We start from the raw sequence: 24114 nt of genomic DNA on the forward strand, positions 1-24114 counted from the left end.
TGGCATCCTGATTTCATGGTAGGTAGAATGCACAGGGGAATCCTAGCTGAAAATATAAAATTGATCGCATCAACGCGTTGAAGTAAATTTATATACATGAAGATTAGCGGTATTTTCTTTTGGAGCTTCTGGCTGTGTAGCTTGGGTAGTTACGCACAAAAGCAAGCTGTATTGGCTCCGCTATCCTGGGATGGTACGCAGCTGCTGTATAAAAACGATTCATTGGGAAATCGGATTCCGGATTTTTCATACGCTGGTTATGAGGGAGGAGATCGTGCAATCCCAGATGGACGAGTTGAAGTGGTCGTTCCATTAACATCGGGAGATGCGACACAACGCATCCAGGCAGCTCTGGATTATGTGTCTAATCTACCTAAAGGAAAAGACGGTCTGCGGGGTGTGGTGCTACTGGAAAAGGGAGTGTACCAGGTATCGGGATCACTTTCCATTCATACTTCTGGTGTGATTTTGAGAGGCAGTGGATTTACAACTGGCGGTACAACAATTCTTGGTACTGGGACTTCTCGTGAGACACTTATCCGTATCGCAGGAAAAAACAATATTCAGCTGCAGGAGAAGCATACGATCAATACGTCTTATGTGCCCGTAAATTCCCGGAAATTTGAGGTCGAAACGGCATCAGCTTATCGCGCGGGGGATAAAGTCATGATTACTAGACCAGCAACCCAAAGCTGGATCGACGTCTTGGGTACCGGTCACTTTGGTGGCGGCATCACATCATTGGGCTGGAAACCCGGTCAGCGCGATATAACCTGGGATAGAACAGTCGTTGCGGTGCACGGAAATAGCATAGAAATTGACGCGCCAATAACGACCGCACTGGATCAGACATACGGTCAGTCAACGCTGGCGAAGTTCACTTGGACGGGACGTATTACGCATGCTGGCGTTGAAAACATGATGCTTGAATCGAGCTATAACCGAGACAATCCAAAAGATGAAGATCACCGTTGGATGGCTATTACAGTTGAAAACGCCGAAAACGTCTGGGTGCGCAGGATGCAATTTAGACACTTTGCGGGCTCGGCTGTATATGCGCTGGAAAGCGCCAAAAAATTGACAGTGGAAGATTGCATCTCCTTAGAACCCGTATCGGAGATTGGAGGACAAAGGCGGTATACCTTTTACACAAAAGGACAGCAGACGCTATTTCAGCGTCTTTATTCACGGCAGGGCTATCACGATTTTGCTGTTGGGTACCTTGCCGCTGGCCCTAATGCCTTTGTGCAGTGCCAAGCTGTGGAACCCTTTAGTTTTAGTGGGGCAATTGATAGCTGGGCGTCAGGAATTTTATTTGACATTATCGATATTGATGCGCAGGCCTTAAGCTATAAAAATCGCGGCCAGGATGGGCAAGGAGCAGGCTGGTCAGCCGCCAACAGTGTTTTCTGGCAATCCACTGCTGGTCTCGTGGAATGTTACCAGCCGCCTACCGCACAAAACTGGGCTTTTGGTATTTGGTCGCAATTTCAAGGTGATGGTTATTGGGAGCAGTCCAACGAGTACATCAAACCACGAAGCTTGTACTACGCACAATTGGAGGGGCGAATTGGCAAGGCCGCAAAAGACAGGTCGATCTTATTACCTGTCTTGACAGAAGCTTCCAGCAGTCCGCCGGTACATGTGGCGATGGAATTAACTCAACAGGCCGTGCAGCCAGCGTTACAGCTAGTCGATTTTATCCGTGAAGCGGACCATAGGTCGTCTCTCAATATCAGTGTTGGAAAGGCCAAAACGATTGATCAGATCGGTTACAACGCACAGGCCGTAAAGTCTCGATCGGCGGATATGCAGGTGCTGCATGGCTGGCTAGTGCGTGGAAACAGTATCTTGACAGGTAGTAAACTGGATGTACCTTGGTGGAGTGGCTCTGCAAGACCTTACGGAGCTATCAAAGCCAAACCCCATATCACGCGCTACGTGCCCGGAGAGGTCGGGATTGGTCTCACGGATGATCTCGAGGCGCTGACGGATACCATGCAACAAAATCATGTATTGGCCATAGACCATAATTATGGGCTTTGGTATGATAGGCGTCGCGACGATCATGAGCGAATCCGAAGGATGAACGGTGAGGTCTGGCCGCCATTTTATGAGCTGCCCTTCGCGAGAAGTGGTACCGGCCTCGCTTATGATGGCTTATCAAAATATGACCTGACTAAATACAACCAGTTTTACTGGAGCCGCTTAAAGCGCTTTGCGGATTTAGCAGACCAAAAAGGCTTGATACTGATCCACCAGAATTATTTTCAGCATAATATTATAGAAGCAGGGGCTCACTATGCTGATTTTCCTTGGCGTACAGCCAATAACATCAATAATGTTGGTTTTCCAGAACCTGTTCCCTATGCTGGAGACAAGCGTATTTTTATGGCTGAACAGTTTTACGATATCGGTAATCCCGTACGCAGAGCCTTACATCGCGCTTATATCCGCCAGTGTCTCGATAATTTTAAGGACAATTCGGGTGTTATTCAGATGATCAGCGCTGAATATACGGGGCCGCTGCATTTTGTGCAGTTCTGGATCGATGTAATTAAGGAGTGGAAAGCCGAGACGGGCGGGCACCCGATTATTGCATTGAGCGCCACGAAGGATGTTCAGGATGCCATACTGGCCGACCCAGAACGCGCTGCTGAAATTCAGATTATTGATATTCGGTATTGGCATTATCAGGCTGACGGGACACTTTACGCGCCCAAAGGGGGGCAGAACCTAGCTCCACGTCAACATGCACGTTTGTTAAAGCCAAAGAAAACCTCTATGGAAGCCGTCTATAAAGCGGTTTCGGAATATCGGATTAAATACCCAGAGAAAGCCGTGTTATATCATGGTGATAATTATCCCGAAATGGCCTGGGCGTCTTTCATGGCCGGCGGCTCCATGGCCAATGTGCCGAGAATCCAAATGCCCGAGTTCTATGCTGCTGCTGCTGGTATGCAACCCACAGTCATCGGTGGACATTGGGTTTTAAGGTCTGATCAGGGACTGATTATTTATAACCGCAGTTCTGAAGCGTTGAACCTGGATCTCAAGGACTATAAAGGACATTTTATCGTACGGCACATCCATCCCAAAAACGGTACAATCGTTAAAACGGAACGCGTGAATCTCGGAAAAGAACTTCACCTCAACAATTATATGAACAGTCCAGAAATCATCTGGATCGATAAACGTTAATATCATGTCAATACACAAGAAGTATCCATTTTTAAAAGCAGAACAACCGTGTCTGCTGTCTTGGATATTCCAACGTACTTTTAAAAAACAGGGCGTATTTCGCAAAGTTTTTTCGTTTGCAATGATGGGAGTCTTTGTTTCCTGTGCTACCGAAAAAGAGCACAGAGACCTGCCTTTATTGAAAATTTCTGAAAATAAGCGATACGTCGTCACCCAGGATGGAAAGCCTTTTTTCTGGCTGGGCGATACGGGCTGGCTTCTCTTCAATAAGATGAACCGCGATGAGGCAGAACAGTATCTGGAAGATAGAAGACAAAAAGGATTCAACGTCATTCAGGCTATGGTCCTACATACTGTGCCTTCGGTGAATGCTTACGGCGATTCTTCAGTGATCAACGCAGATATCTCCAGACCCTTGGTGACGACGGGCAATAATCCCAATCACGCGGACGAATATGATTATTGGGATCATATTGATTATATCATTGATAAGGCTGCCGAAAAGGGGATCTATATGGCTTTGGTACCTGTATGGGGGTCACCGGTTAAAGATGGGAAAGTATCTGTTGAGCAAGCCGAACAATATGCAAAATTTCTTGCCGAACGGTGGAAAGACCGTTCCAATATCATTTGGTTAAATGGCGGGGATATTAAGGGGTCTGATAAAATTGATGTGTGGAAGAAAATTGGGCAGACTATCAAGTCCATTGACCCTAAGCATTTAATGACTTTTCATCCCAGAGGTCGGACAGCATCATCGGACTGGTTCCACAACGAGTCCTGGCTGGACTTTAATATGGTCCAGTCTGGCCACAGAAGATACGATCAAGATACATCCAAAAATGAGCAGAAACACTATGGCGAGGACAACTGGAAGTTTATGGCAGCGGATTGGGATTTAAAACCTGTCAAGCCTACTATTGATGGAGAGCCTTCTTACGAGGGTATCCCCCAAGGATTGCATGATATCACCGAGCCCCGTTGGACAGACGCCGATGTCAGAAGATATGGTTATTGGTCCGTATTTGCGGGCGCATTTGGGTACACCTATGGCCAGAATTCGGTCATGCAGATGCATTCCAAAAAAGATACCACCTCGGCTTATGGCTCAGACGAAGTTTGGTCTTCGGCCATTCATGCGCCCGGTGCCAGCCAGATGAAATACTTGAAGGAACTAATGCTATCCCGGACCGATTACTTTGACCGGATACCTGACCAGACACTGATCGTCGATAATGGCGAAAAATATGATCGTTTACTGGCGACGAGAACAGATCATTATGCCTTTATCTACAATTATACCGGCAGACCCATGACGGTTAATATGGGTAAAATCAAAGGCAGTAAGGTAAAGGCCTCCTGGTTTAATCCGAGAAATGGAGAAACCAAGGTCATCGGTGAGATGGAGAATAAAGGAATACAACACTTTACACCCGAAGGTGGACAAAAAGAAGGCAACGACTGGGTGTTGATATTGGATTCGGTATCATGAGAACAATTAACATATGGTTTATCTTCATGATGACAACGATGTTTTTTTCTTCGTGTCAGCGGGATATTTATTTATTTACTTCTTTTCATGAACCCGCGAATGAGGGACTACGGTATTTGTATAGCGAAGATGCTTATCATTGGAAGCCAATTCGGGGAATATACTTAAAGCCTGAACTGGGAGCGCAGAAGATCATGCGTGACCCTTCCATGCTACAGGATAAACATGGTATTTACCACCTAGTATGGACTATTGGATGGAAAGGTAATGAAGGTATTGGTTATGCACGCTCGACAGACTTGATCCATTGGGACAACCAAAAAATTATTCCGGTAATGAAGCATGAGCCTACGACCGTTAATGTATGGGCGCCAGAATTATTTTATGACGATGTGAATAGTCGGTTTATCATCATTTGGGCTTCGACGATACCGCATCGATTTCCGAAAGGCAAGGAAGCTGAGGATAACAATCACCGTATGTACTATACGACCACAAAAGATTTTAATACGTTTACAGAAACACAGCTATTCAGTGATCCTGGGTTTAGCATGATTGACGCTGTGATTGTCAAGAAGGCTAAGCAGGATTATGTATTGGTTTTGAAAGATAACACCCGGCCCAATCGTGATCTTCGGGTAGCATTTGCGACAAATCCTTTGGGGCCCTTTCAAGAAGTATCCAAGCCCTTTTCGGCCCACCTAACTGAAGGCCCAACGGTAGTGAAAGTTAAAGATGAGTGGCTGATTTATTTTGACTCCTACGGGAGTAAACGCTATGAGGCTGTGGCTACCAAAGATTTTAAGACGTTCAAATCAATCAATGACCGCATATCGGTGCCCGAAGGACATAAGCATGGAACCATCTTCAGATCATCAAAAAAAGTTTTAAAGAATTTACGCCGACATGAAGCCGACACGAAATAGTAACATCGCCGTTCTGTACAGTATATTACTTGCGGGAGTTGCCGGAACCGCCTATGCGCAGGACACCGTCAAATACGTGGGTCAGACATTATCCAATGTGGATTATCATCATGGACAGCTAACTCCTGCCGTGGGTACACATAATATACAGGTATTTCGGGCGAATCGGGAGTTCCCGGAACAGGCTGGCGGGCATAATTTTACCTACAATCACCAACCTTTTTTGGCCTTTTGGAACAATACTTATTATCTACAATTTCTGAGCAATCCTGTGGGCGAGCATATTGCAGAAGGGAAGACCCTTTTACAGACGTCCAAAGACGGTTATGTCTGGTCGGGGCCTGTCGAACTGTTTCCGCCCTATCTTGTACCGGAGGGGTTCACAAAGCCAGGTAGGGCCGACCGCGCGGGCAAGGAGCTCTACGCAGTTATGCACCAACGCATGGGTTTCTATACGGCCCAGAATGGTAAGCTCCTGACAATTGGATACTATGGTGTGGCGTTGGATGCGAAAGATGATCCTAATGACGGCAATGGATTAGGACGTGTGGTCCGGGAAATAAATAAGGACGGTTCTTTTGGACCAATTTATTTTATCCGGTTCAATTCATCTTTCAACACAAAGATGGCCAAATACCCGTTTTTCACAAAAAGTAAGGATAAAGCTTTTGTGTCAGCCTGTGAAGAACTGCTAAATAGTCCGTTGATGATGCAGCAATGGGTGGAAGAGGCCGATCGCAATGATCCGCTAGTTCCTTTAAAGCGACCTGTTAAAGCGTTTGCTTATTACCATTTAAATGATGGCAGGGTAGTCGGGCTGTGGAAACATGCACTCACCTCGATCAGCAACGATAATGGCAGGACCTGGGCATATTCACCACGAAGAGCCCCCGGATTTGTCAACAGCAATGCGAAGATCTGGGGACAGCGGACCTCTGACGGTCGCTTTGCAACGGTTTACAATCCTTCCGAGTTCAGATGGCCACTGGCGGTTTCCACCAGTGACGACGGGCTACGTTATACCGATCTACTGTTGGTCAACGGTGAGATTTCCACGATGCGTTACGGCGGAAATTATAAATCCTATGGCCCCCAGTATGTACGTGGCATACAAGAAGGAAATGGCCAGACGCCGGATAAAAATATGTGGTTAACCTATAGCATGAACAAAGAGGATATATGGGTAGCCAAAGTGCCTGTTCCGATCAGTTCCACGGTGGCGGAAGCCGTTGATGACGATTTTTCGAAACAGCCAGAACAAGTTTATAATTCATGGAATATTTATAGCCCGCTTTGGGCAAGTGCCAAAGTTGAAGGTAATGCCTTGGTATTGCGGGACAAGGATCCCTACGACTATGCAAAAGCAGACCGGGTAATTGCACCGGCAAAGAAAGGCAAAATAACTTATACGGTGACGCCCCAACAGGATACGCATGGCACTTTAGAAATAGAACTCGTCAATGGCAACGGGCTCCCGGCTGCTCGGATTACCTTTGATAAGGATGGCCTGATTAAGAATAAGGCAGGGTATCGGAATGCAACTATACAAAAATATGAGGCCGGACAAACGTATCATATAACCTGCCTTGTAGATGTCACTACCCGCTCTTTTCAGCTATTTGTCAATGGCGTGGACAAAGGGACCAAATTGTTTTTTCAACCTGTAGATAGTATTTGTAAAGTATCGTTCAGAACAGGAGAAATCAGACGTTTCCCTGACGCGGATACACCAACAGACCAGGATTTTGACGTCGTCAATCCGGGACAGGCAGTAAAAGAGGCTGTTTATAGGATATCTTCGTTGACAGCGCAAACAATGTAATGGGATGAATAAGGTAATTCTATACATCGTGTTGTTTATACTCGCTTCCCGGCTTGAAGCCGCGGTTGTGCTACCCAATATTTTTGCTCATCATATGGTGTTGCAACGCGACCGTCACGTACCCATTTTCGGTACAGCATCAGGCGGGGAATCCATCGTGGTGAACTTTCAAAATCAACGTATACATACGCGAGCTGATAAAAACGGAAACTGGCAAGTGGTGTTAAAGCCGATGAAGGCCAATGCGGTAGGGCAGACACTAACTATCATCGGCAGCACCACTATTGAACTTAAAGATGTTGTGGTGGGAGAGGTATGGCTGTGTTCGGGTCAGTCCAATATGGAATATCAGATGCGTAAGATTGCAAAAGAAAAGCCGCCATTGAGGGGGAATTATTTTCCTCTGGAGGAGGTGAAAGAAGCCAAAAATGCCGACTTACGGATCTTTTTGGTCAGGAGAAAATTTCTGTTAAAGCCCAGTGGAAAATATGAAGGTTGGGCACTGGCACAGGATTCTGCATTAGCACAGTTTTCGGCGCCAGCCTATTTCTTTGGGAAAAAATTACAGGAGGAATTGAAAGTTCCTGTCGGCATTATTGCATCTGCCGTGAGCGGTAGCCGTATAGAACCTTGGTTTGCGGAAGCGTACTGGAACAGCTCCCCGTATCTAAAGGAGAAGCCTACGTCGGGCGATCCTGGAAAATTTTATCACCTGATGATTGAACCCTTAGCACCTTACGCATTAAGGGGCTTTATCTGGTATCAGGGAGAAAGCAACGTGTTTATGCAGGAAAATCTTTCCTACAGCTACAAGATGAAAGCGCTGATTGAAAACTGGCGTAACCTTTGGAAGGATCCCAAGATGCCATTTTATTTCACCCAGATTGCGCCATTCCGCTACTCACTGGACGAAAAGCGGCAACTCCGTATGCCGACAACGGTATTGCCGGAATTTCGCGAAGCGCAGGACCTCGTGTTACAGTTGCCTTTTACTGGCCGTATCATCACAACGGATCTGGTCGATGATATCGACAACCTTCATCCAAATTACAAATGGGAGATCGGCAGACGACACGCTCTTAAAGCTTTAAAAAACGTATACAAGAAAAAAATTATTGCCGATGGTCCGGAAATAAAATCTGTGAAGATAAAGGGGCAGAAAGCATATTTAACATTCAAACATGCAAAAGGGCTGAAAAGTCTGGACGGCAGGCCGTTGAATTCATTTGAAGTCGCGGGCGATGATGCGGTCTTCTTCCCGGCAATGGCGACGATCATTAACGATACGATTATACTCCAACATGCTGGGCTTCCACGGATTGTTCAAGTTAGGTTTGCTTGGGATGAAGCTGCCCAGCCTAATTTGGTTAATGCTGCAGGTTTGCCGGCGGCACCGTTCAGAACAGATGGCCCATTGAAATCAACAAAATTGTAATAGTAAGCTAATCATGAAATTAAACGTAAAAACTGTATTATCCTTCTTTTTTTTGACGCTTACAGCGTTACAGATTTCTGCTCAGCAGACAGAAATCCAATATCTTTCTGGAAGAGGCAAGGATGATGGTGTTTTATGGGATTTTAAGGTCAGTGAGGGTATGAAAGCCGGCGTCTGGGATAAGATACCTGTACCTTCCAACTGGGAACTACAGGGCTTCGGCAAATATAACTATGGTTTCAACAAAGAAATCAACAAAGGCAAGGAAGTTGGCGTTTATAAATACCGTTTTCGGGTACCTGACATGTGGAATACGAAACTTGTCAGACTTGTTTTCGAAGGCGTGATGACGGATGCAGAAGTAAAAATCAATGGTAAACTCGCAGGGGAAATCCATCAGGGATCATTCTATGTGTTCAAATATGACATCGGCAAACTGATCAGACCGGGAAAGGACAATCTGTTGGAGGTAAAGGTAGCGAAGCATTCGGCCAATAAGTCTGTTAACGCGGCAGAGCGGGAAGGCGACTTTTGGATCTTCGGAGGGATATTTCGTCCAGTGTATCTGGAGGCGTTACCCCAGAGCCATGTCGAACGTGTTTCTTTGGACGCTCGGGCAGACGGAACTTTTAAAGCTAAGGTTGTGACCGAAGGCACAGCCAATGAAGTTGCGGTGCAGCTTTTTGATGCAGCGGGTAATCGGTTTGGCAAGGAACTAAAAACAACTATAACAGGCCATGAAATCTGGCTAAATGGACGTTTTGAGAAACCGGAACTCTGGTCAGCTGAGTTCCCCAATTTATATCAGGCGCAAGTTACGTTATTAAAAAATGGGATGGTGCAGCATCAGCTCACACAGAAGTTTGGTTTCCGTACAGTCGAAGTGAAAGCGCGGGATGGTGTATATATTAATGGCGTCAAGATAAAATTCAAAGGTGTTAACCGACACTCGTTTCATCCCCAGTCGGGCAGGACGACAAGCAAAGAAATTAGTATTGCTGACGTCAAACTTATTAAAGAGATGAATATGAACGCAGTCCGGATGGCGCATTATCCACCAGACAATCATTTTCTTGCAGTTTGCGATTCATTAGGCTTATATGTAATGAACGAATTGGGGGGCTGGCATGGCCATTATGATACACCTACCGGTTCTAAATTGCTACGCGAGATGATGGTTGTTTCCGAAAACAATCCTTCGGTGATCTTTTGGGCAAATGGTAACGAAGGGGGGCACAATCCCGAGCTGGATCACATCTTTCAAGAACAAGATATTCAAAAAAGGCCACTGATCTATCCCTGGGCTGTATACGGTGGTTTTGAAACCACCCATTACCGCGAATACAATTACGGAATAGGAACCTATGATCATGGCCATAATATTGTCATGCCAACGGAATTCCTCCACGGCATGTATGATGGCGGACACGGTGCTGGAATCGAGGACTACTGGAAAGCGATGTTGGCCAATCCTTTATCTGCGGGAGGCTTTTTATGGGATTTTCAGGATCAAGGTATCGTACGCACGGATAAAAACAATCGTATCGATACAGATGGTAATCACGGTCCTGACGGAATCGTGGGGCCGTACTATGAGAAGGAGGGAAGCTTTTTTACGATAAAAGAAGTTTGGAGCCCGATTTTCTTTGAAAAAAGAGCGATTACTAAAGAGTTTGATGGAATATTTAATATAGAAAATCGATATTCATTTACCAACAGCAGCCAATGCACATTTAGTTATGAATTCAAGAAATTGGGTGCTTATCGGCAGGTCGGAGCGAGCACAAAAGGAAATATAGCTGCACCTCATATTGCTCCCGGAGCGAAGGGCATATTGAAGATGGATCTTCCGAAAGGATGGGAGCAATTTGACGTGCTATACATTACCGTCAAGGACCCTTGGGGGCAGGAGCTCTTCACCTGGAGTTTTCCTATCGCTATGCCGGCCGATATAGCAGCATCTCTGATCGTTCCCGGGAGCCCACAAAATATTTCGGTACAGGAAGAGCCCAGTTCATATCTGGTACAGGCCAATGGAATCAGCTATAAAATCAATAAGCTAACAGGGTTATTGGAACAGGTAAAGAATGCGAAAGGTATCATCCCCTTTCATAACGGACCAGTGCTACAGGAAGCGGTCAACAATTACAAAAACTTTACACTGAGTCACGAAGATGGAAAGGTGGTCATCCAGTCTACATTTGATAAAAAGGAAAGTTACAACACACTGCGATGGGAGATACTGCCTTCAGGACAGTTGAAGATGCATGTGCAATATTTCCCTGAAAGTTATTTCACGCGTTTTGTTGGAGTAAACTTTGACTTTCCAGAATCTGAAATTAAAGCGGTTGAGTATATGGGAATGGGACCTTATCGAGTCTGGAAAAATCGAATGAAGGGCAACCAATTTGGTGTATGGAGGAAAGACTATAACAATACAGCAACGGGCGAGCCGCCGTTTGAGTATCCAGAGTTCAAAGGGTATCATGCCAATATGTACTGGACGAAATTTATCGGGAAGGAGCAGAGCTTTATGGTTTTTACTGATCGTGAAGATGTGTTTTTAAGGTTGTATACACCAAAGGAGCAACAAGATACGGAGTGGAAGAATATGGACCCTATCTTTCCAAAAGGGGATATTTCGTTCATGAATGGTATCTCTGCTATTGGTACCAAAACTCAGAAGCCGGAAACCACTGGCCCAATGGGCATGAAGCACGTATATTATGATTTTGAAAAAGAACCTATAAGGGCGTTGCATCTGGTTCTGTATTTTGATTTTAAATAAGTATGTCACCATTAGTAGCGGTGGATATCAGAAGTAAAGAAATAAGATAAACATGAAACGGAAAGTACTACAGTATATTATTGTAATGCTATGTACGGTCATCAGCCAAATTACACAGGCTAAGGTCGTTGTGTACGATTTGCGTACAGAACAGCTGCGAAATCCACAGGGAATAGACGTGGCTATGCCTGCATTGAGCTGGAAGCTTCGTGCAGATGAACGTGCTGTGGTACAGGAGGCCTATCATATCCTAGTCGCTTCTTCTGAAGAGAAACTCCGCCAAAATATCGGTGATTTGTGGGATTCGGGGCGACAGATTTCCAGCAATTCCATCAATATCATGTATCGGGGGAAGATGTTGCAGAGTGTGGATAAGGTCTTTTGGAAGGTGCGGGTATATACCAATAAGGGGGAAACGGAGTGGTCTGAAGCCGTTTATTGGACGATGGGGTTATTGCATTACAAGGACTGGGTAGGACGTTGGATAGGTTTTGATCGTTATTTCCCTTCTGATAGCGAGCCCGAAGGGAAATTGGCTGCACGCTATTTTAGAAAAGAATTCAACACTAAGGGGAAAGTAAAAGCTGCGACTGCCTATATCATGGGCTTAGGTCTATACGAGCTATATATCAATGGTGAGAAGATCGGTAATCAAGTGTTGGCGCCGGTACCGACAGATTACAGTAAAAATATAAAATACAACGTTCTGGATGTGACCGAAGCCTTTTCACAGACCCGACAGCATACTGTCGGCGTTGTCTTGGGGAACGGGCGTTTTTACGCCATGCGCCAAGCTAAGCCTTATAAGATCAAAACCTTTGGTTTTCCTAAGCTGCTGATGCAGATTTTGATTACTTACGACGACGGAACTTCCGAAATTATCAAAACTGATAATTCCTGGAAGGGGACTACGGAAGGCCCTATTTTGTCAAATAATGAGTACGATGGAGAGAGCTATGATGCACGGAAAGAACTTGTTGGATGGTCAAACGTCGGATTCGATGACAGTAAATGGCTGCAAGCGGACTATGTCCAGGAACCGGGAGGTAATTATGAAGCGCAGATCGGCGGCTTGATGAAGGTGATGCGGGATATCCGCCCTGTTTCTATTGTCGAACGCCCCGGGGGAAGTTATATCATCGACTTTGGTCAGAACTTTTCGGGCTGGATGAAGCTCAAAGTCCATGGAAAACGAGGAACGGTAATCGGGCTTCGCTTTGCTGAATCATTGACAGCGACTGGCGAACTGTTTACCACAAACTTGCGCGACGCCAAAGCCGCAGATCAGTATGTATTGAAGGGGGGCACGATGGAAGAATGGGAGCCTAGGTTTACCTACCATGGGTTCCGCTTTGTGGAGGTGATCGGTTATCCCGGAAAGCCTAACCTGGAGAACTTCATTGGCCGGCTCGTTTACGATGACTTGACCGATGTGGGGACTTTTACCTCGTCCAGTACACTTTTAAACCAGATTTATCAAAACGCCTGGTGGGGTATCGCCTCTAATTATAAAGGAATACCCATTGACTGCCCGCAACGTAATGAGCGCCAGCCTTGGCTAGGTGACAGGCCCGTCAGCGCGTATGGCGAAAATTTTCTTTTTGATAATGCGAATTTTTACCGTAAATGGCTCGATGACATTCGGTTATCACAGAAAGAAGATGGTGCCATCCCAGATGTGGCGCCTGCTTTCTGGAAATATTATAGCGACAATATCAGTTGGCCGGGTACGTATATCCTAATCTCTGGCATGCTCTATCAGCAAACGGGCGACTTTAGGATACTTGAAAAACATTATCCGGCCATGAAAAAGTGGATGGACTACATGCAATCGCGCTATAGCAATGAAGCTGGGATCATCACAAAGGATAGTTATGGTGACTGGTGCTTTCCACCGGCCAGCATCGAAGCAGGACGGGGAAAAATAGCCGACAAGAAATATCCCAGTGCCTTGATCTCTACGGCTTACTATTATCATCTATTGCAGGTCATGGCAGGATTCAGTGATGTGCTGGGAAAAGAGGCTGATCAATCGGATTTTTTGAACCGGGCGGGCGCTTTACGCAAGAGTTTCAATAGCACTTTCTATCATGTCTCCGGCTTCTATGGTAACAATACGTTAACAGACAACATTTTAGCTATGCAATTCGGGTTAGTGGAGGATCAGCATAAAGAAACCTTAAAGCAGCGGATTCTGACTATCATAGAAACAGAAAATGCGGGTCATTTAAGTACGGGGGTTATTGGCACCCAATGGATCATGCGTACGCTGACGACGATGGGGCGGGCAGATCTGGCTTATCGAATCGCGACGAACAAGACATATCCTTCGTGGGGGTATATGGTCGAAAATGGTGCAACAACAATCTGGGAGCTGTGGAACGGGAATACTGCACATCCCAAAATGAATTCCCAGAACCACGTAATGATGCTGGGTGATTTATTGGTATGGCTATATGAGGACTTAGCAGGTATCAAATCTGAGGCAAATGCCTTTCAAAAAGTCCGTATGCAACCGCAGTTCCTGTCTGGCGCAACAGCGGTAAATGCGAGTTACATCGGTGCTTTCGGCCCGATAGAATCGAGCTGGACCAAACATGGGGATGTATTACAATGGAAGGTTTCGATTCCAGCCAACACGACAGCTGAATTATATCTCCCCGCCAAAGATCTATTGGATGTTTTTGAGAGCGGGACTCCCTTACAGGCAAGTAAAGATATACAGAAGTCGGAGACCCTGGCGGCGGGGAGCAAAGTAACAGTAGGATCAGGAATCTATTATTTTAAAATCAACTTATAGTACTATGAAAATCGCTGCAATTTACCTATTCTGCTGCATGTTTTCCGGCTACTTATTGCTATCAGAGCATGTGGCCGCACAGTCAAATACCAACGAACGAGATAAGGCCATGCAATGGGCTGCGGAGCTTAAACTTGGTAACAGCCAAAAACAACAACGTGTAGCTGACTATATTTTTTATCATCTTGTTGCGGTGAAAGATTGGCATAACAATCATCCGGCGAGTACGGTTCCGGCTGGTATTAACCCATATACCGGTAATAAACTCAGTGAACTGGATCGTTCGATTATTGCTGACTCGGCTCAGCCAGATTCGATCCATCAAAATCTGATGAACGGATTGCGAAAGGAACTGGATGATAAGCAGGTGGCCCAAATATTGGATCGATATACCATAGGTAAAGTGGATTTTACATTAAAAGGGTATCGGGCGATTGTGCCTGATCTGACTGTTGCGGAGGAGCAGACCATTCGTAAGCATTTGGAGGAAGCACGCGAAAAGGCGATTGATTACAAGAGCATGAAGCAGATTTCGGCAATATTCGAGATCTATAAAAACAAGTGCGAAGCTTATTTAAATGCAAACGGCAGAAACTGGCGGCAGCTGTTTAAAGATTATGTAACGAAAGTAAAAGCTGAAAAAGAAAATAAATCGAAATAAAAGACACCGGACACGGTCAGGGGAGCAAAGCTTGTCGCCATACAATTAATATAAAGGCAATGAAAACGACGATAAAACTATTGACATTAATACTGCTTTTGTGCTCGTGGAGGGCTTATGGGCAGAATCCGACCTTGAAGGTCTGGCAGAAGGGCATTAAAATAGATGAGTTTATTTATGAGAAGGCCCCTTTTCCGTCTTGCCATTCGGCAACCATGGCTGAGACGGACCGGGGCTTGGTATATGCATTCTTTGGCGGAACAAAAGAGCGGCATCCCGATGTGGAAATTTATGTCTGCCGCAACGAAGGGGGGCAATGGACGGCACCTGAATCGGTAGCCAATGGCATCCAACCGGACGGAAAACATTTGCCTACCTGGAACCCTGTGCTCTATCAGGTGCCCAATGGAGATCTGTTGTTGTTTTATAAGGTTGGGCCAAAGCCATCTGAATGGTGGGGTATGATCAAGCGCTCTGCAGATGGCGGGAAAAGCTGGTCTGCTGCCGAGCGTTTGCCCGAAGGATTTATTGGTCCGGTGAAGAACAAACCTATCCTGTTGCAAAATGGCAACCTGATCTCACCTTCCAGTACCGAAGGCAATGGCTGGAATATCCATTTTGAAGTCAGTACTGATTTTGGTAAAACCTGGCGAAAGATCGGTCCAGTGCCACGAGGTGTGGATAATTTAGATGCCATACAACCGAGTCTCTTAGATCATGGCAACGGCAAACTGCAGCTTTTGGCTCGTACACGTAACCGGGCCATAGCCACTGCATGGTCCTCCGATTGGGGTGAACATTGGACCCCCCTGGAAAAAACGGCCTTGCCCAATAATAATTCGGGTACCGATGCCCTTACATTAAAAGACGGTACGCATGTACTAGTATACAACCATGTTCTTCCGGAAGGCAATTTGGCAAAGGGTGCGCGTACGCCACTTCATGTCTCCTTTTCCAAAGATGGTAAAAATTGGTCAGCAGCGCTTATCTTGGAAGATTCGCCGATCAGCCAGTATTCTTACCCCGCTGTCATCCAAACCAAGGACGGCATGCTCCATTTTGGTTACACCTGGCGGCGGAAAAAGATGAAACATGTTGTCGTCGATCCGAAAAAAGTAAAAACAACAGCTATCCAGAACGGCCAATGGCCGCAACGAAAAGGGTATGAAAAACCAGATGCGACTAAATATGTTAAAGAAGAAGATTAGTATAATCTATGGGCTATTCCTCATGCTGGCCTGTTCCTTTAGTAAGGGACAGCAAGCACCTTTAGATTATGAAAATAATTTCAGACAACCTCTAGAAAGGGTACTTATTTCTCTGGAAGAACGCTTTCAAATCGATATTAAATATAGCTCAGATCTCGTGAAAGACCGTTGGGTGGATTTTGCCCCCTGGAAAATCAGAGCAGATCTGGCAGCAACCGAAGTCAACCTGCTTTATCCCCTGGGACTAAAACTCCAGCAGGACAAGCCGGGAATATTTAAGCTGAAAGTTTATGAATACCATCGCTGGAAACCACAAGAGGGGTGGGATTTTTTGGATATGCTTGCTAAAAAGTATAATGACCAAGCCAGCTGGGAAAGACGGAGGGCGGAGCTTAGAGAAGGCATCCGAAAAGCCATGTACTGGGATAGACTACAGCAGATTAAAGTGCCAGCAATCCAATTGCAGCCGGCTCGCCAGTATAAGGATTATCAAATTCAGAACTTTTCCCTGGAAATTATCCCCGGAGTCTATGTCAATGGTAGTATTTATGCGCCACGCAAGCAGAACGGAAAAATTCCCGTTGTTCTTTCACCAGATGGTCATTGGGCCGGGCATCGGTATCGCCCCGATGCGCAAAAGCGGTTTATTACTTTGGCACGGATGGGCTGTATGGCTGTAAGCTACGATCTGTTTGCCTGGGGAGAGTCTTTGTTGCAATTTTCTTCCCAGGATCATCGCAGCAGTATCGCCATGTTGATGCAGACCTGGGGTGCTGAACGGATCTTGGATTACGTAATGAGCTTGCCGCAGGTAGACCGGTCACGTATTGGTATAAGTGGGGGGTCCGGTGGTGGAAGTCACAGTATTCTGATGTCTGCATTGGATGACCGTATCACATTGGTTGCGCCAGTGGTGTCGATGTCTTCGTATTTTTTCGGAGGATGTCCCTGTGAGAGCGGACTGCCAATACACTTTGTCGGCGGCGGAACCAACAACGTTGAACTCGCAGCTATTGCAGCTCCCCAGCCTCTGCTAATTATCTCTGATGGTCAGGACTGGACACAGGAAACGAGCCGGCATGATTTTCCATACTTGCAAAAAATATACGCATACTATGGCAAACCCACAATGGTTAAGCATGTACATTTTCCACAGGAAGGTCACGATTTTGGAGTCAATAAAAGGCAGGCATTATATCAATTTATCATTGAACATTTTCAGCTCAACGCAGCCCAGTTAGCAGATGTGATCGCAGAGAAGGATATACAGATTGAGTCTGAACATCTGCTTTACAGCTTTGGTGCAAAAGGTGAAAAACTTCCAACAACTGCCGTTCGTGGTATTGATGAGCTTAGAAAGCTATTAAACACTTATCAAATTGAGCTATGATGGACCGCAAAAAATTTATCCTTGACTCCTTGGCTTTGAGTAGCTTGTTCCTATTGCCAAGTTTTGCATTAGACAGGAGCAATAATCCGCGATACCGAGTCGCTGTTATTGACTTGATGTTGCTGAAACGGCAGAAGCTGAGCGCAGTTGCTCTGGCTGGGGAAATAGGTGCGGATGGACTGGAAGTGGACATGGGCGGTTTGGGGAATAGGCCCACCTTTGACAATAAGTTTGTGGATGGCCAATTTCTTTCATCCTATCTCGCGGCTCTTTCTGAGGCAAAATTGTCGATTTGTAGTCTGGCGATGACAGGTTTTTATGCGCAGTCATTAGCCGGTCGGGACAATTACCTACTACCCGTTCAGGACTGTTTTGAAACAATGAAAAAATTAAAGGTAGGTATTGCTTTCCTTCCACTTGGTATACAATGTGACCTCGAGAAGTATCCAGCGTTGTGGCCGGCTCTTGTCGAACGTCTGAAGGTCATCGGACAGCTTGCCCAACAATATAAAGTAACGGTAGCGATAGAAACTGCTTTGTCAGCAAGCGAGGAAAAGAGATTTCTACAAGAAATCGGACTGCCCTCTATAAAAAGCAGTTTCAATTTTTCCAACGCCCTAAAGAATGGACGGAATCTGATTCAGGAGCTTGAAATATTAGGCAAAGATTATATTGCGCAAATCCATTGTACAGATGAGGATGGTCTCTGGTTACAGGAAAATAAACGTTTGGACTTATATGCCGTAAAACGCTGTCTGGATCAGATGGGCTGGAGGGGATGGCTAATCATAGAACGATCCCGCCGTCCGGAATATATTCGTGACGTTAAGATGAACTATAGGACGAATACCAAATTCGTGAAGGAGGTATTTCAATGACATTTTTCCGGACAATCATAGCGCTATTCATCGGAATGACCGGACTGCTCAGTTCCTGTAATATGCAACGTCAGACTGCGCTATCAGCGCTTCCAACGCTGGATATGGTGGGGGTGAAGTATATGCCTGAAACCATCGCACCGGTGTATTCCCCATATTTTAAGGCTGATTTTCAACGACCAGTTTTCCCTGCACGGACCATCACTGTTATCGACAACAAGACAGACCTGCAAAAAAGTCTGGATTCCCTCGGAAAAGCTGGGGGCGGCAGACTGGTGATTAGAAAAGGACATTATAAAACAGGACGACTTTCTTTGCAGTCCAACACCGAATTGCATTTGGAGGAAGGGGCGACTGTTGAATTTGAAAGTGATATTCGGGACTTTTTGCCTGTCGTATTCACAAGGAGTGAAGGCGTGGAACTTTATTCCCTCGGCGCCTGTATCTACGCTAACGGCGCTACCAATATTGCGATTACGGGAAAAGGAACACTTCTCGGCCCGGCCGAGGGAAGTATCCGCAAAAAAACGATGACACATGACGTGATTGAAAAGGTCGTTGCGGCGGATGTGCCGGTCGAAAAGCGTATTTATGACGGCAAAACGACAGATTTTATATTTCCTCCTGCCTTGATTGCACCTATTAATTGCAAAAACGTCTTTATTGAAGGCCTGAGCCTCAGGCGCTCAGCATTTTGGAATATCGTACCAACTTATTGTGAGAATGTAGTCATCCGAGGAGTACATGTCGAGTCTAAGGGAATCCTCCGTGGCGATGGGATAGACATCGAATCGTCACAACGGGTATTGGTTGAATACTGCACCCTGGAAACGGGAGATGACTGTATTGCCTTAAAGGCGGGTAGAGGCTATGATGGACTGCGGGTCAACCGGCCTACCAAACATGTTGTCGTCCGGCATTGCCTGACAAAAACGGGGCATGGTGGGCTGACCATAGGTAGCGAAACAGCGGGGCTGATACAGCAGATATATGTGCACGATTGCATCTTCGCGGGTACAGATGTCGGAATCCGTTTTAAAACACGGCGTCCACGAGGGGGCGGGGGGCATGATATGCTCTTTTCTAATATTCGGATGAATGTTAATTTTTCGGCCCTGCGCTGGGATATGCTGGGCCAAGCCCAACATGTGGGGAAAGAAGCTGACCGGACGTTTAAAGTAGCCGTGAATCCGTTGACGCCACGGTTCTCAAAAATCAAAATGGAACGGATTGCGATTGAGAGAGCTTCTGATTGCATCAATATTGAAGGTATACCCGAATCACCGTTGACCGGGGTTGAGCTGACGGGGATTGACGCTCGGGGAAGCCGCTTCCTGAGGGCAAAGGATGCAAAAGACATCCGCATTCAGGACAGCCGTTTTATTTGTGCGGATGTACGGGTAGATAGTACAGCTTTACAGGGATTTAAAATGAAGAAGGTCTATCTATCCACTAAAGGATTAAATTGATAGAACGATCGCAACGAAAAGGTAAAATAGAGTTACGGATATAAACAGAAGTAATCATTAATTAAGAAGATACAGGGCATAATGGGAGAAGTACAGACGAATGACGATAGATTGAAGTATTGGATAGGCATAGTCCATTTCTGGTCTATCTTGCTGCTAATTGTTTTTGCCAGCGGCCCCGCTCTGGCGCAGTTGTCATTTGACCGCGTTCTCGTCAATGGACGGGTGAATCCTTTAGGAATTCATACAAACAAACCGCAGTTTAGCTGGCGATTAAAGAGTAGCCAGAACAATGTGTTCCAAACGGCTTACCGGATTCGGGTAGAGGATATTATGCAGGACAAGCCACGGCTTGTCTGGGATTCAGGCTGGCAAAATACAGACCAGTCCTTATATATCGCCTATACTGGAAAAGCTTTGCACGCGGGTCATTATTATCGGTATTGGATAGAAGCCAAGGATAATTTGGGGAATCATGCCCAAAGTGAAAAAGGCTTGTTTTTAGTTGGACTGTTGCAGCCGGAAGATTGGGGAGTAGGCCAATGGATTGCCAAGGATACCCTGCCAAAAGCGATGGTAAATCCTTTGCCGCTCAGTTCCAGTAAATTTAGGGTGGATCAGGCGTTTGATCTTCCTGTCTTTCGTAAGACATTTAAGATAAAGAGAAAGCTGCTGCGATCGACCGCTTTTATTTCGGGTCTTGGGCATTATGAGTTATTGTTAAATGGGAAGAAGGCTGAAAATACCTTTTTGCAGCCCGGATGGAGCAAATACGATAAGGAGGCTTTATATGTTGCGCTGGATGTCACGAACCTCCTTCATCCAGGGGAAAACAGCATCGGGATTCTACTGGGAAATGGCTTTTATTATATTCCTCCGGTCAAGGGGCGATATCAGAAGCATAAGGTTGCTTTTGGACTTCCTAAGGTTAAAATGAAATTGGTCAATCATTATGCCGATGGTAGTGAGGAGGTCGTGGTAACAGACCGGAGCTGGAAAGTGCATCGTTCACCCATTACCTTTTCCGGCATGTATGGGGGCGAAGATTATGATGGACATGTGCTGGCTTCCAACTGGTCTGACGTAGAATTTGATGATCAACGCTGGTCATCAGCCCTGGAAGTGGACGGCCCGGCTCTGGTAGGACAAGAAGCCGAGCCGCTGCGTGTCATGCAGGAGTTTTCACCGATTCGGTCTTTTAAGAACCGAAAGAACGGGAATACCGTGTATGATTTTGGACAGAACGCCTCGGGGATTGTTTCCATAAAATTGGAAGGTAACCGCGGAGATACAGTACGCATTTATCCCGCAGAGCTGCTCACCGCAGATAGTGCGGCCAATCAGAAGGCAACAGGAAGCCCATACTACTATCAGTATGTTCTTGAAAAAGACGGTACTGCGGAATGGCAGCCCCGATTTACCTATTATGGATTCCGTTTCGCTGAAGTTGTTCTGCGGCCTCAACGGGGTGGATCTATCCGATTAAAAGAAATTAAAGCCTTACATATCCGGAATGGGGCCGAGACTGTGGGAAGTTTTCATTCCTCAGACAGCTTATTTAATCAGATCCATCAACTGATAAAGTGGGCGATCAATAGCAATATGGTCAGTGTATTTACCGATTGCCCACATCGTGAAAAACTGGGCTGGCTCGAACAGCTTCATTTAATGGGGCCTTCGGTACAGTATAATTATGATGTGGAACGTTTGTTTTCCAAGTCGTTACGCGATATGCGCCTGTCGCAGACGGCAACGGGGCTTGTGCCAGAAATAGCGCCTGAGTACGTTCAGTTTGATTGGGGAGGCGATATGTTCCGAGATTCTCCAGAATGGGGAAGCAGTTCCATTATCCTGGCTTGGTACGCCTACCGTTGGTACGGAAACAGCGCTTTTCTCCGCGATAATTACCATATGATGACCAGGTATATCGAGTATCTGGGAACAAAAGCAAAAGATTATATTTTAACGCAGGGTTTAGGTGACTGGTATGATCTAGGCCCCGAGCGGCCTGGAGTTTCGCAGTTGACCACACCCGGAATTACCGCAACAGCCATTTATTTTTACGATCTGAAACTGATGGTTGAGATCGCTACTTTACTGGGTAAGGAAGCAGATGCTGCGAAATTTGAGGCGCTACAGGCTGCGGTATATAAGGCGTTTAATCAGCGGTTTTATCGCCCACAGGAACATAGCTACGGTTCAGGAAGCCAGACGGCGTTGGCCATGCCGCTGTATGTAGGCCTTGTACCTAAAGCAGAAGAGCAGGCTGTCTTTGAGAGGTTGGTTGCAACAGTTTGCCAGAACGATACCGCATTGACAGCCGGAGATATTGGTCATCGTTACCTTCTGCAGGTGTTGCAGACAAAAAAACGCAATGATTTGATTTTTGCTATGCATCATCGCGATGACAGACCGGGATATGGATACCAGATCCGGAAAGGGGCAACAGCGCTGACAGAATCCTGGGCTGCTCTTCCCAATGTATCAAACAATCATTTCATGCTGGGGCACCTGATGGAATGGTTTCATACGGGGCTTGGTGGTATACGACAAGAATCAGGGTCTATAGCCTTTAAAAATTTTCGGATCGAGCCCCAAATGCTGGATGCCGTGAAGGACTGCGCGGTAAGTTTCAGAAGCCCATATGGTCAGATCTATTTTAAACGTATAGGAACCACGGATAACTATCAACTGGAGGTACCTGTCAACAGTAGTTGTACGCTGGTGCTACCTCAAGGAGCGTATTTGGTAAATGGAAAACCTGTGGATGGCCACGCTTCCGCCCAGAATGATCATCAGATTGAAATGAAATTTGGCTCTGGTAAATATACGGTCATTAAAATGATGGGGAGATAGATTTGACCGATAAAATCAACTGTATGTAATCAAAGACTATGTGCCAGCTCACAAAATTGAATAATAGAACGATAAGAATATACCGATGAAAAGAATGATGCTATTGCTATCCTTAACGTTGCTCTGCTGGATAGCAAGGGGACAGACATCGACTGTCTCTGACGAGGAAATGAAAAGAATTTATGAAGAAGTAAAGACTCCTTATAAGTATGGGTTGGTATTGGTTCCGCAAAACAGCGGTGAGTTGATGGACTGTCCAACCTTATACAAAGAAGGGAAGTATTGGTATATGACCTATATTGTTTTCGATGGAAACGGCTATGAGACCTGGTTGGCACAAAGTACAGATTTATTAAACTGGAAAATCCTAGGTAAGCAAATGGCGACAGGCAAGGATGGCAGCTGGGATGCGAGACAGCGGGCGGGCTATAATGCACTTGTTGATACAGAATGGGGTGGCAAATATAGGCTCAAAAAATATGCTGGAAAATACTGGATGTCTTATTTCGGTGGTTCGACAGCGGGCTATGAACCGGAACCTTTGGCCATCGGAATGGCCTATACCAGTGAAAAGCCGGTCCAGCCTGTCCTGTGGCGACGCCTACCGGCACCTGTTTTGAGTAGCAGGGATTCCGACGCCTCCTGGTGGGAAAACAGGAACAAGTTATTCAAAAGTTATGTCATTGAGGACAGCGATAAAAACACGGGACATCGTTTTGTAATGTATTACAATGCCGTGGGCGATTCTTTAGCGAACAATAAGCCTACACGGTGGTACGAGCGGATCGGTATGGCGGTATCAGATGATATGAAGAACTGGAAGCGATTCAAGGTGGATCCTGTTGTGCATCATCCGGTGGGCATCACTGGCGACCCGATGATTCAGCGTATCAACAATACATGGGTGATGTTCTATTTTGGTGCATTCTGGAAAGACCGTAAAGGCGCGTTCAACCGCTTCGCCGCGTCTAAAGATTTGATCCACTGGACCGACTGGGAAGGAGATAATCTGATTGAATCCAGTAAAGATTTTGATCAGCAATATGCGCATAAGTCGTTTGTGCTTAAAGCGCAGGGTGTTGTTTATCATTTTTATTGTGCAGTGGATAGCAAGGGCAATCGCGGTATCGCTTTAGCAACCTCCCGAGATCTGGGGCGGAGTGCTGTACATTTTTAAGCTATTAAAAC

14 protein-coding genes are annotated in these 24114 nt (G+C 45.9%); all 14 read left to right on the forward strand.

Going from position 1 to position 24114, the window contains the following annotated elements; genetic code table 11:
* Positions 1 to 96 precede the first annotated feature (96 nt).
* A complete protein-coding gene (locus FGL37_RS10025) occupies positions 97 to 3201 on the forward strand; it encodes a DUF6298 domain-containing protein (protein ID WP_028071953.1) in 3105 nt (1034 codons plus the stop codon).
* Positions 3202 to 3205: 4 nt separating this feature from the next.
* A complete protein-coding gene (locus FGL37_RS10030) occupies positions 3206 to 4693 on the forward strand; it encodes a glycoside hydrolase family 140 protein (RefSeq protein ID WP_232048674.1) in 1488 nt (495 codons plus the stop codon).
* Positions 4690 to 5619: a glycoside hydrolase family 43 protein gene (locus FGL37_RS10035; RefSeq protein WP_028071955.1), complete on the forward strand. Its 930-nt coding sequence runs from the start codon at positions 4690 to 4692 to the stop codon at positions 5617 to 5619. Before FGL37_RS10030 ends, FGL37_RS10035 begins: the two co-directional genes overlap by 4 nt.
* Complete coding sequence (locus tag FGL37_RS10040) at positions 5600 to 7441, forward strand: sialidase family protein (protein ID WP_028071956.1); 1842 nt, start codon at positions 5600 to 5602, stop codon at positions 7439 to 7441. The genes FGL37_RS10035 and FGL37_RS10040 overlap by 20 nt, the downstream gene beginning before the upstream one ends.
* Positions 7442 to 7445: 4 nt before the next feature.
* Entirely contained in the window at positions 7446 to 8876 is a 1431-nt protein-coding gene (locus FGL37_RS10045) for a sialate O-acetylesterase (RefSeq protein WP_028071957.1), read from the forward strand.
* Positions 8877 to 8889: 13 nt separating this feature from the next.
* A complete protein-coding gene (locus tag FGL37_RS10050; protein ID WP_028071958.1) occupies positions 8890 to 11664 on the forward strand; it encodes a glycoside hydrolase family 2 protein in 2775 nt (924 codons plus the stop codon).
* Between the two features lie 52 nt (positions 11665 to 11716).
* Positions 11717 to 14464: an alpha-L-rhamnosidase gene (locus FGL37_RS10055; RefSeq protein ID WP_028071959.1), complete on the forward strand. Its 2748-nt coding sequence runs from the start codon at positions 11717 to 11719 to the stop codon at positions 14462 to 14464.
* 4 nt (positions 14465 to 14468) lie between these two features.
* Positions 14469 to 15125, forward strand: a complete 657-nt coding sequence (locus FGL37_RS10060) for a DUF3826 domain-containing protein (RefSeq protein WP_028071960.1) — start codon at positions 14469 to 14471, stop codon at positions 15123 to 15125.
* A gap of 59 nt (positions 15126 to 15184) precedes the next feature.
* Positions 15185 to 16333, forward strand: coding sequence for a sialidase family protein (locus FGL37_RS10065; RefSeq protein ID WP_037534335.1), 1149 nt, complete (start codon positions 15185 to 15187; stop codon positions 16331 to 16333).
* On the forward strand, positions 16314 to 17723 hold the full coding sequence (locus FGL37_RS10070) for an alpha/beta hydrolase family protein (RefSeq protein ID WP_028071961.1): 1410 nt from the start codon (positions 16314 to 16316) through the stop codon (positions 17721 to 17723). The genes FGL37_RS10065 and FGL37_RS10070 overlap by 20 nt, the downstream gene beginning before the upstream one ends.
* Positions 17720 to 18601 (forward strand): sugar phosphate isomerase/epimerase family protein, encoded by an 882-nt coding sequence (locus tag FGL37_RS10075; protein ID WP_028071962.1) that lies wholly within the window; start codon positions 17720 to 17722, stop codon positions 18599 to 18601. The genes FGL37_RS10070 and FGL37_RS10075 overlap by 4 nt, the downstream gene beginning before the upstream one ends.
* Entirely contained in the window at positions 18598 to 20070 is a 1473-nt protein-coding gene (locus tag FGL37_RS10080; protein ID WP_051607304.1) for a glycoside hydrolase family 28 protein, read from the forward strand. The genes FGL37_RS10075 and FGL37_RS10080 overlap by 4 nt, the downstream gene beginning before the upstream one ends.
* Positions 20071 to 20151: 81 nt before the next feature.
* A complete protein-coding gene (locus FGL37_RS10085; protein ID WP_051607305.1) occupies positions 20152 to 22926 on the forward strand; it encodes a family 78 glycoside hydrolase catalytic domain in 2775 nt (924 codons plus the stop codon).
* Between the two features lie 85 nt (positions 22927 to 23011).
* Positions 23012 to 24103: a glycoside hydrolase family protein gene (locus FGL37_RS10090; protein WP_028071963.1), complete on the forward strand. Its 1092-nt coding sequence runs from the start codon at positions 23012 to 23014 to the stop codon at positions 24101 to 24103.
* Positions 24104 to 24114: the final 11 nt, after the last annotated feature.

This window comes from Sphingobacterium thalpophilum (assembly GCF_901482695.1).
GTDB lineage: Bacteria > Bacteroidota > Bacteroidia > Sphingobacteriales > Sphingobacteriaceae > Sphingobacterium > Sphingobacterium thalpophilum.

Coding starts and splice junctions, on each gene's coding strand:
- FGL37_RS10025 (WP_028071953.1), top strand. CDS start 97: ATGAAGATTAGCGGTATTTTCTTTTGGAGCTTCTGGCTGTGTAGCTTG.
- FGL37_RS10030 (WP_232048674.1), top strand. CDS start 3,206: ATGTCAATACACAAGAAGTATCCATTTTTAAAAGCAGAACAACCGTGT.
- FGL37_RS10035 (WP_028071955.1), top strand. CDS start 4,690: ATGAGAACAATTAACATATGGTTTATCTTCATGATGACAACGATGTTT.
- FGL37_RS10040 (WP_028071956.1), top strand. CDS start 5,600: ATGAAGCCGACACGAAATAGTAACATCGCCGTTCTGTACAGTATATTA.
- FGL37_RS10045 (WP_028071957.1), top strand. CDS start 7,446: ATGAATAAGGTAATTCTATACATCGTGTTGTTTATACTCGCTTCCCGG.
- FGL37_RS10050 (WP_028071958.1), top strand. CDS start 8,890: ATGAAATTAAACGTAAAAACTGTATTATCCTTCTTTTTTTTGACGCTT.
- FGL37_RS10055 (WP_028071959.1), top strand. CDS start 11,717: ATGAAACGGAAAGTACTACAGTATATTATTGTAATGCTATGTACGGTC.
- FGL37_RS10060 (WP_028071960.1), top strand. CDS start 14,469: ATGAAAATCGCTGCAATTTACCTATTCTGCTGCATGTTTTCCGGCTAC.
- FGL37_RS10065 (WP_037534335.1), top strand. CDS start 15,185: ATGAAAACGACGATAAAACTATTGACATTAATACTGCTTTTGTGCTCG.
- FGL37_RS10070 (WP_028071961.1), top strand. CDS start 16,314: ATGTTAAAGAAGAAGATTAGTATAATCTATGGGCTATTCCTCATGCTG.
- FGL37_RS10075 (WP_028071962.1), top strand. CDS start 17,720: ATGATGGACCGCAAAAAATTTATCCTTGACTCCTTGGCTTTGAGTAGC.
- FGL37_RS10080 (WP_051607304.1), top strand. CDS start 18,598: ATGACATTTTTCCGGACAATCATAGCGCTATTCATCGGAATGACCGGA.
- FGL37_RS10085 (WP_051607305.1), top strand. CDS start 20,152: ATGGGAGAAGTACAGACGAATGACGATAGATTGAAGTATTGGATAGGC.
- FGL37_RS10090 (WP_028071963.1), top strand. CDS start 23,012: ATGAAAAGAATGATGCTATTGCTATCCTTAACGTTGCTCTGCTGGATA.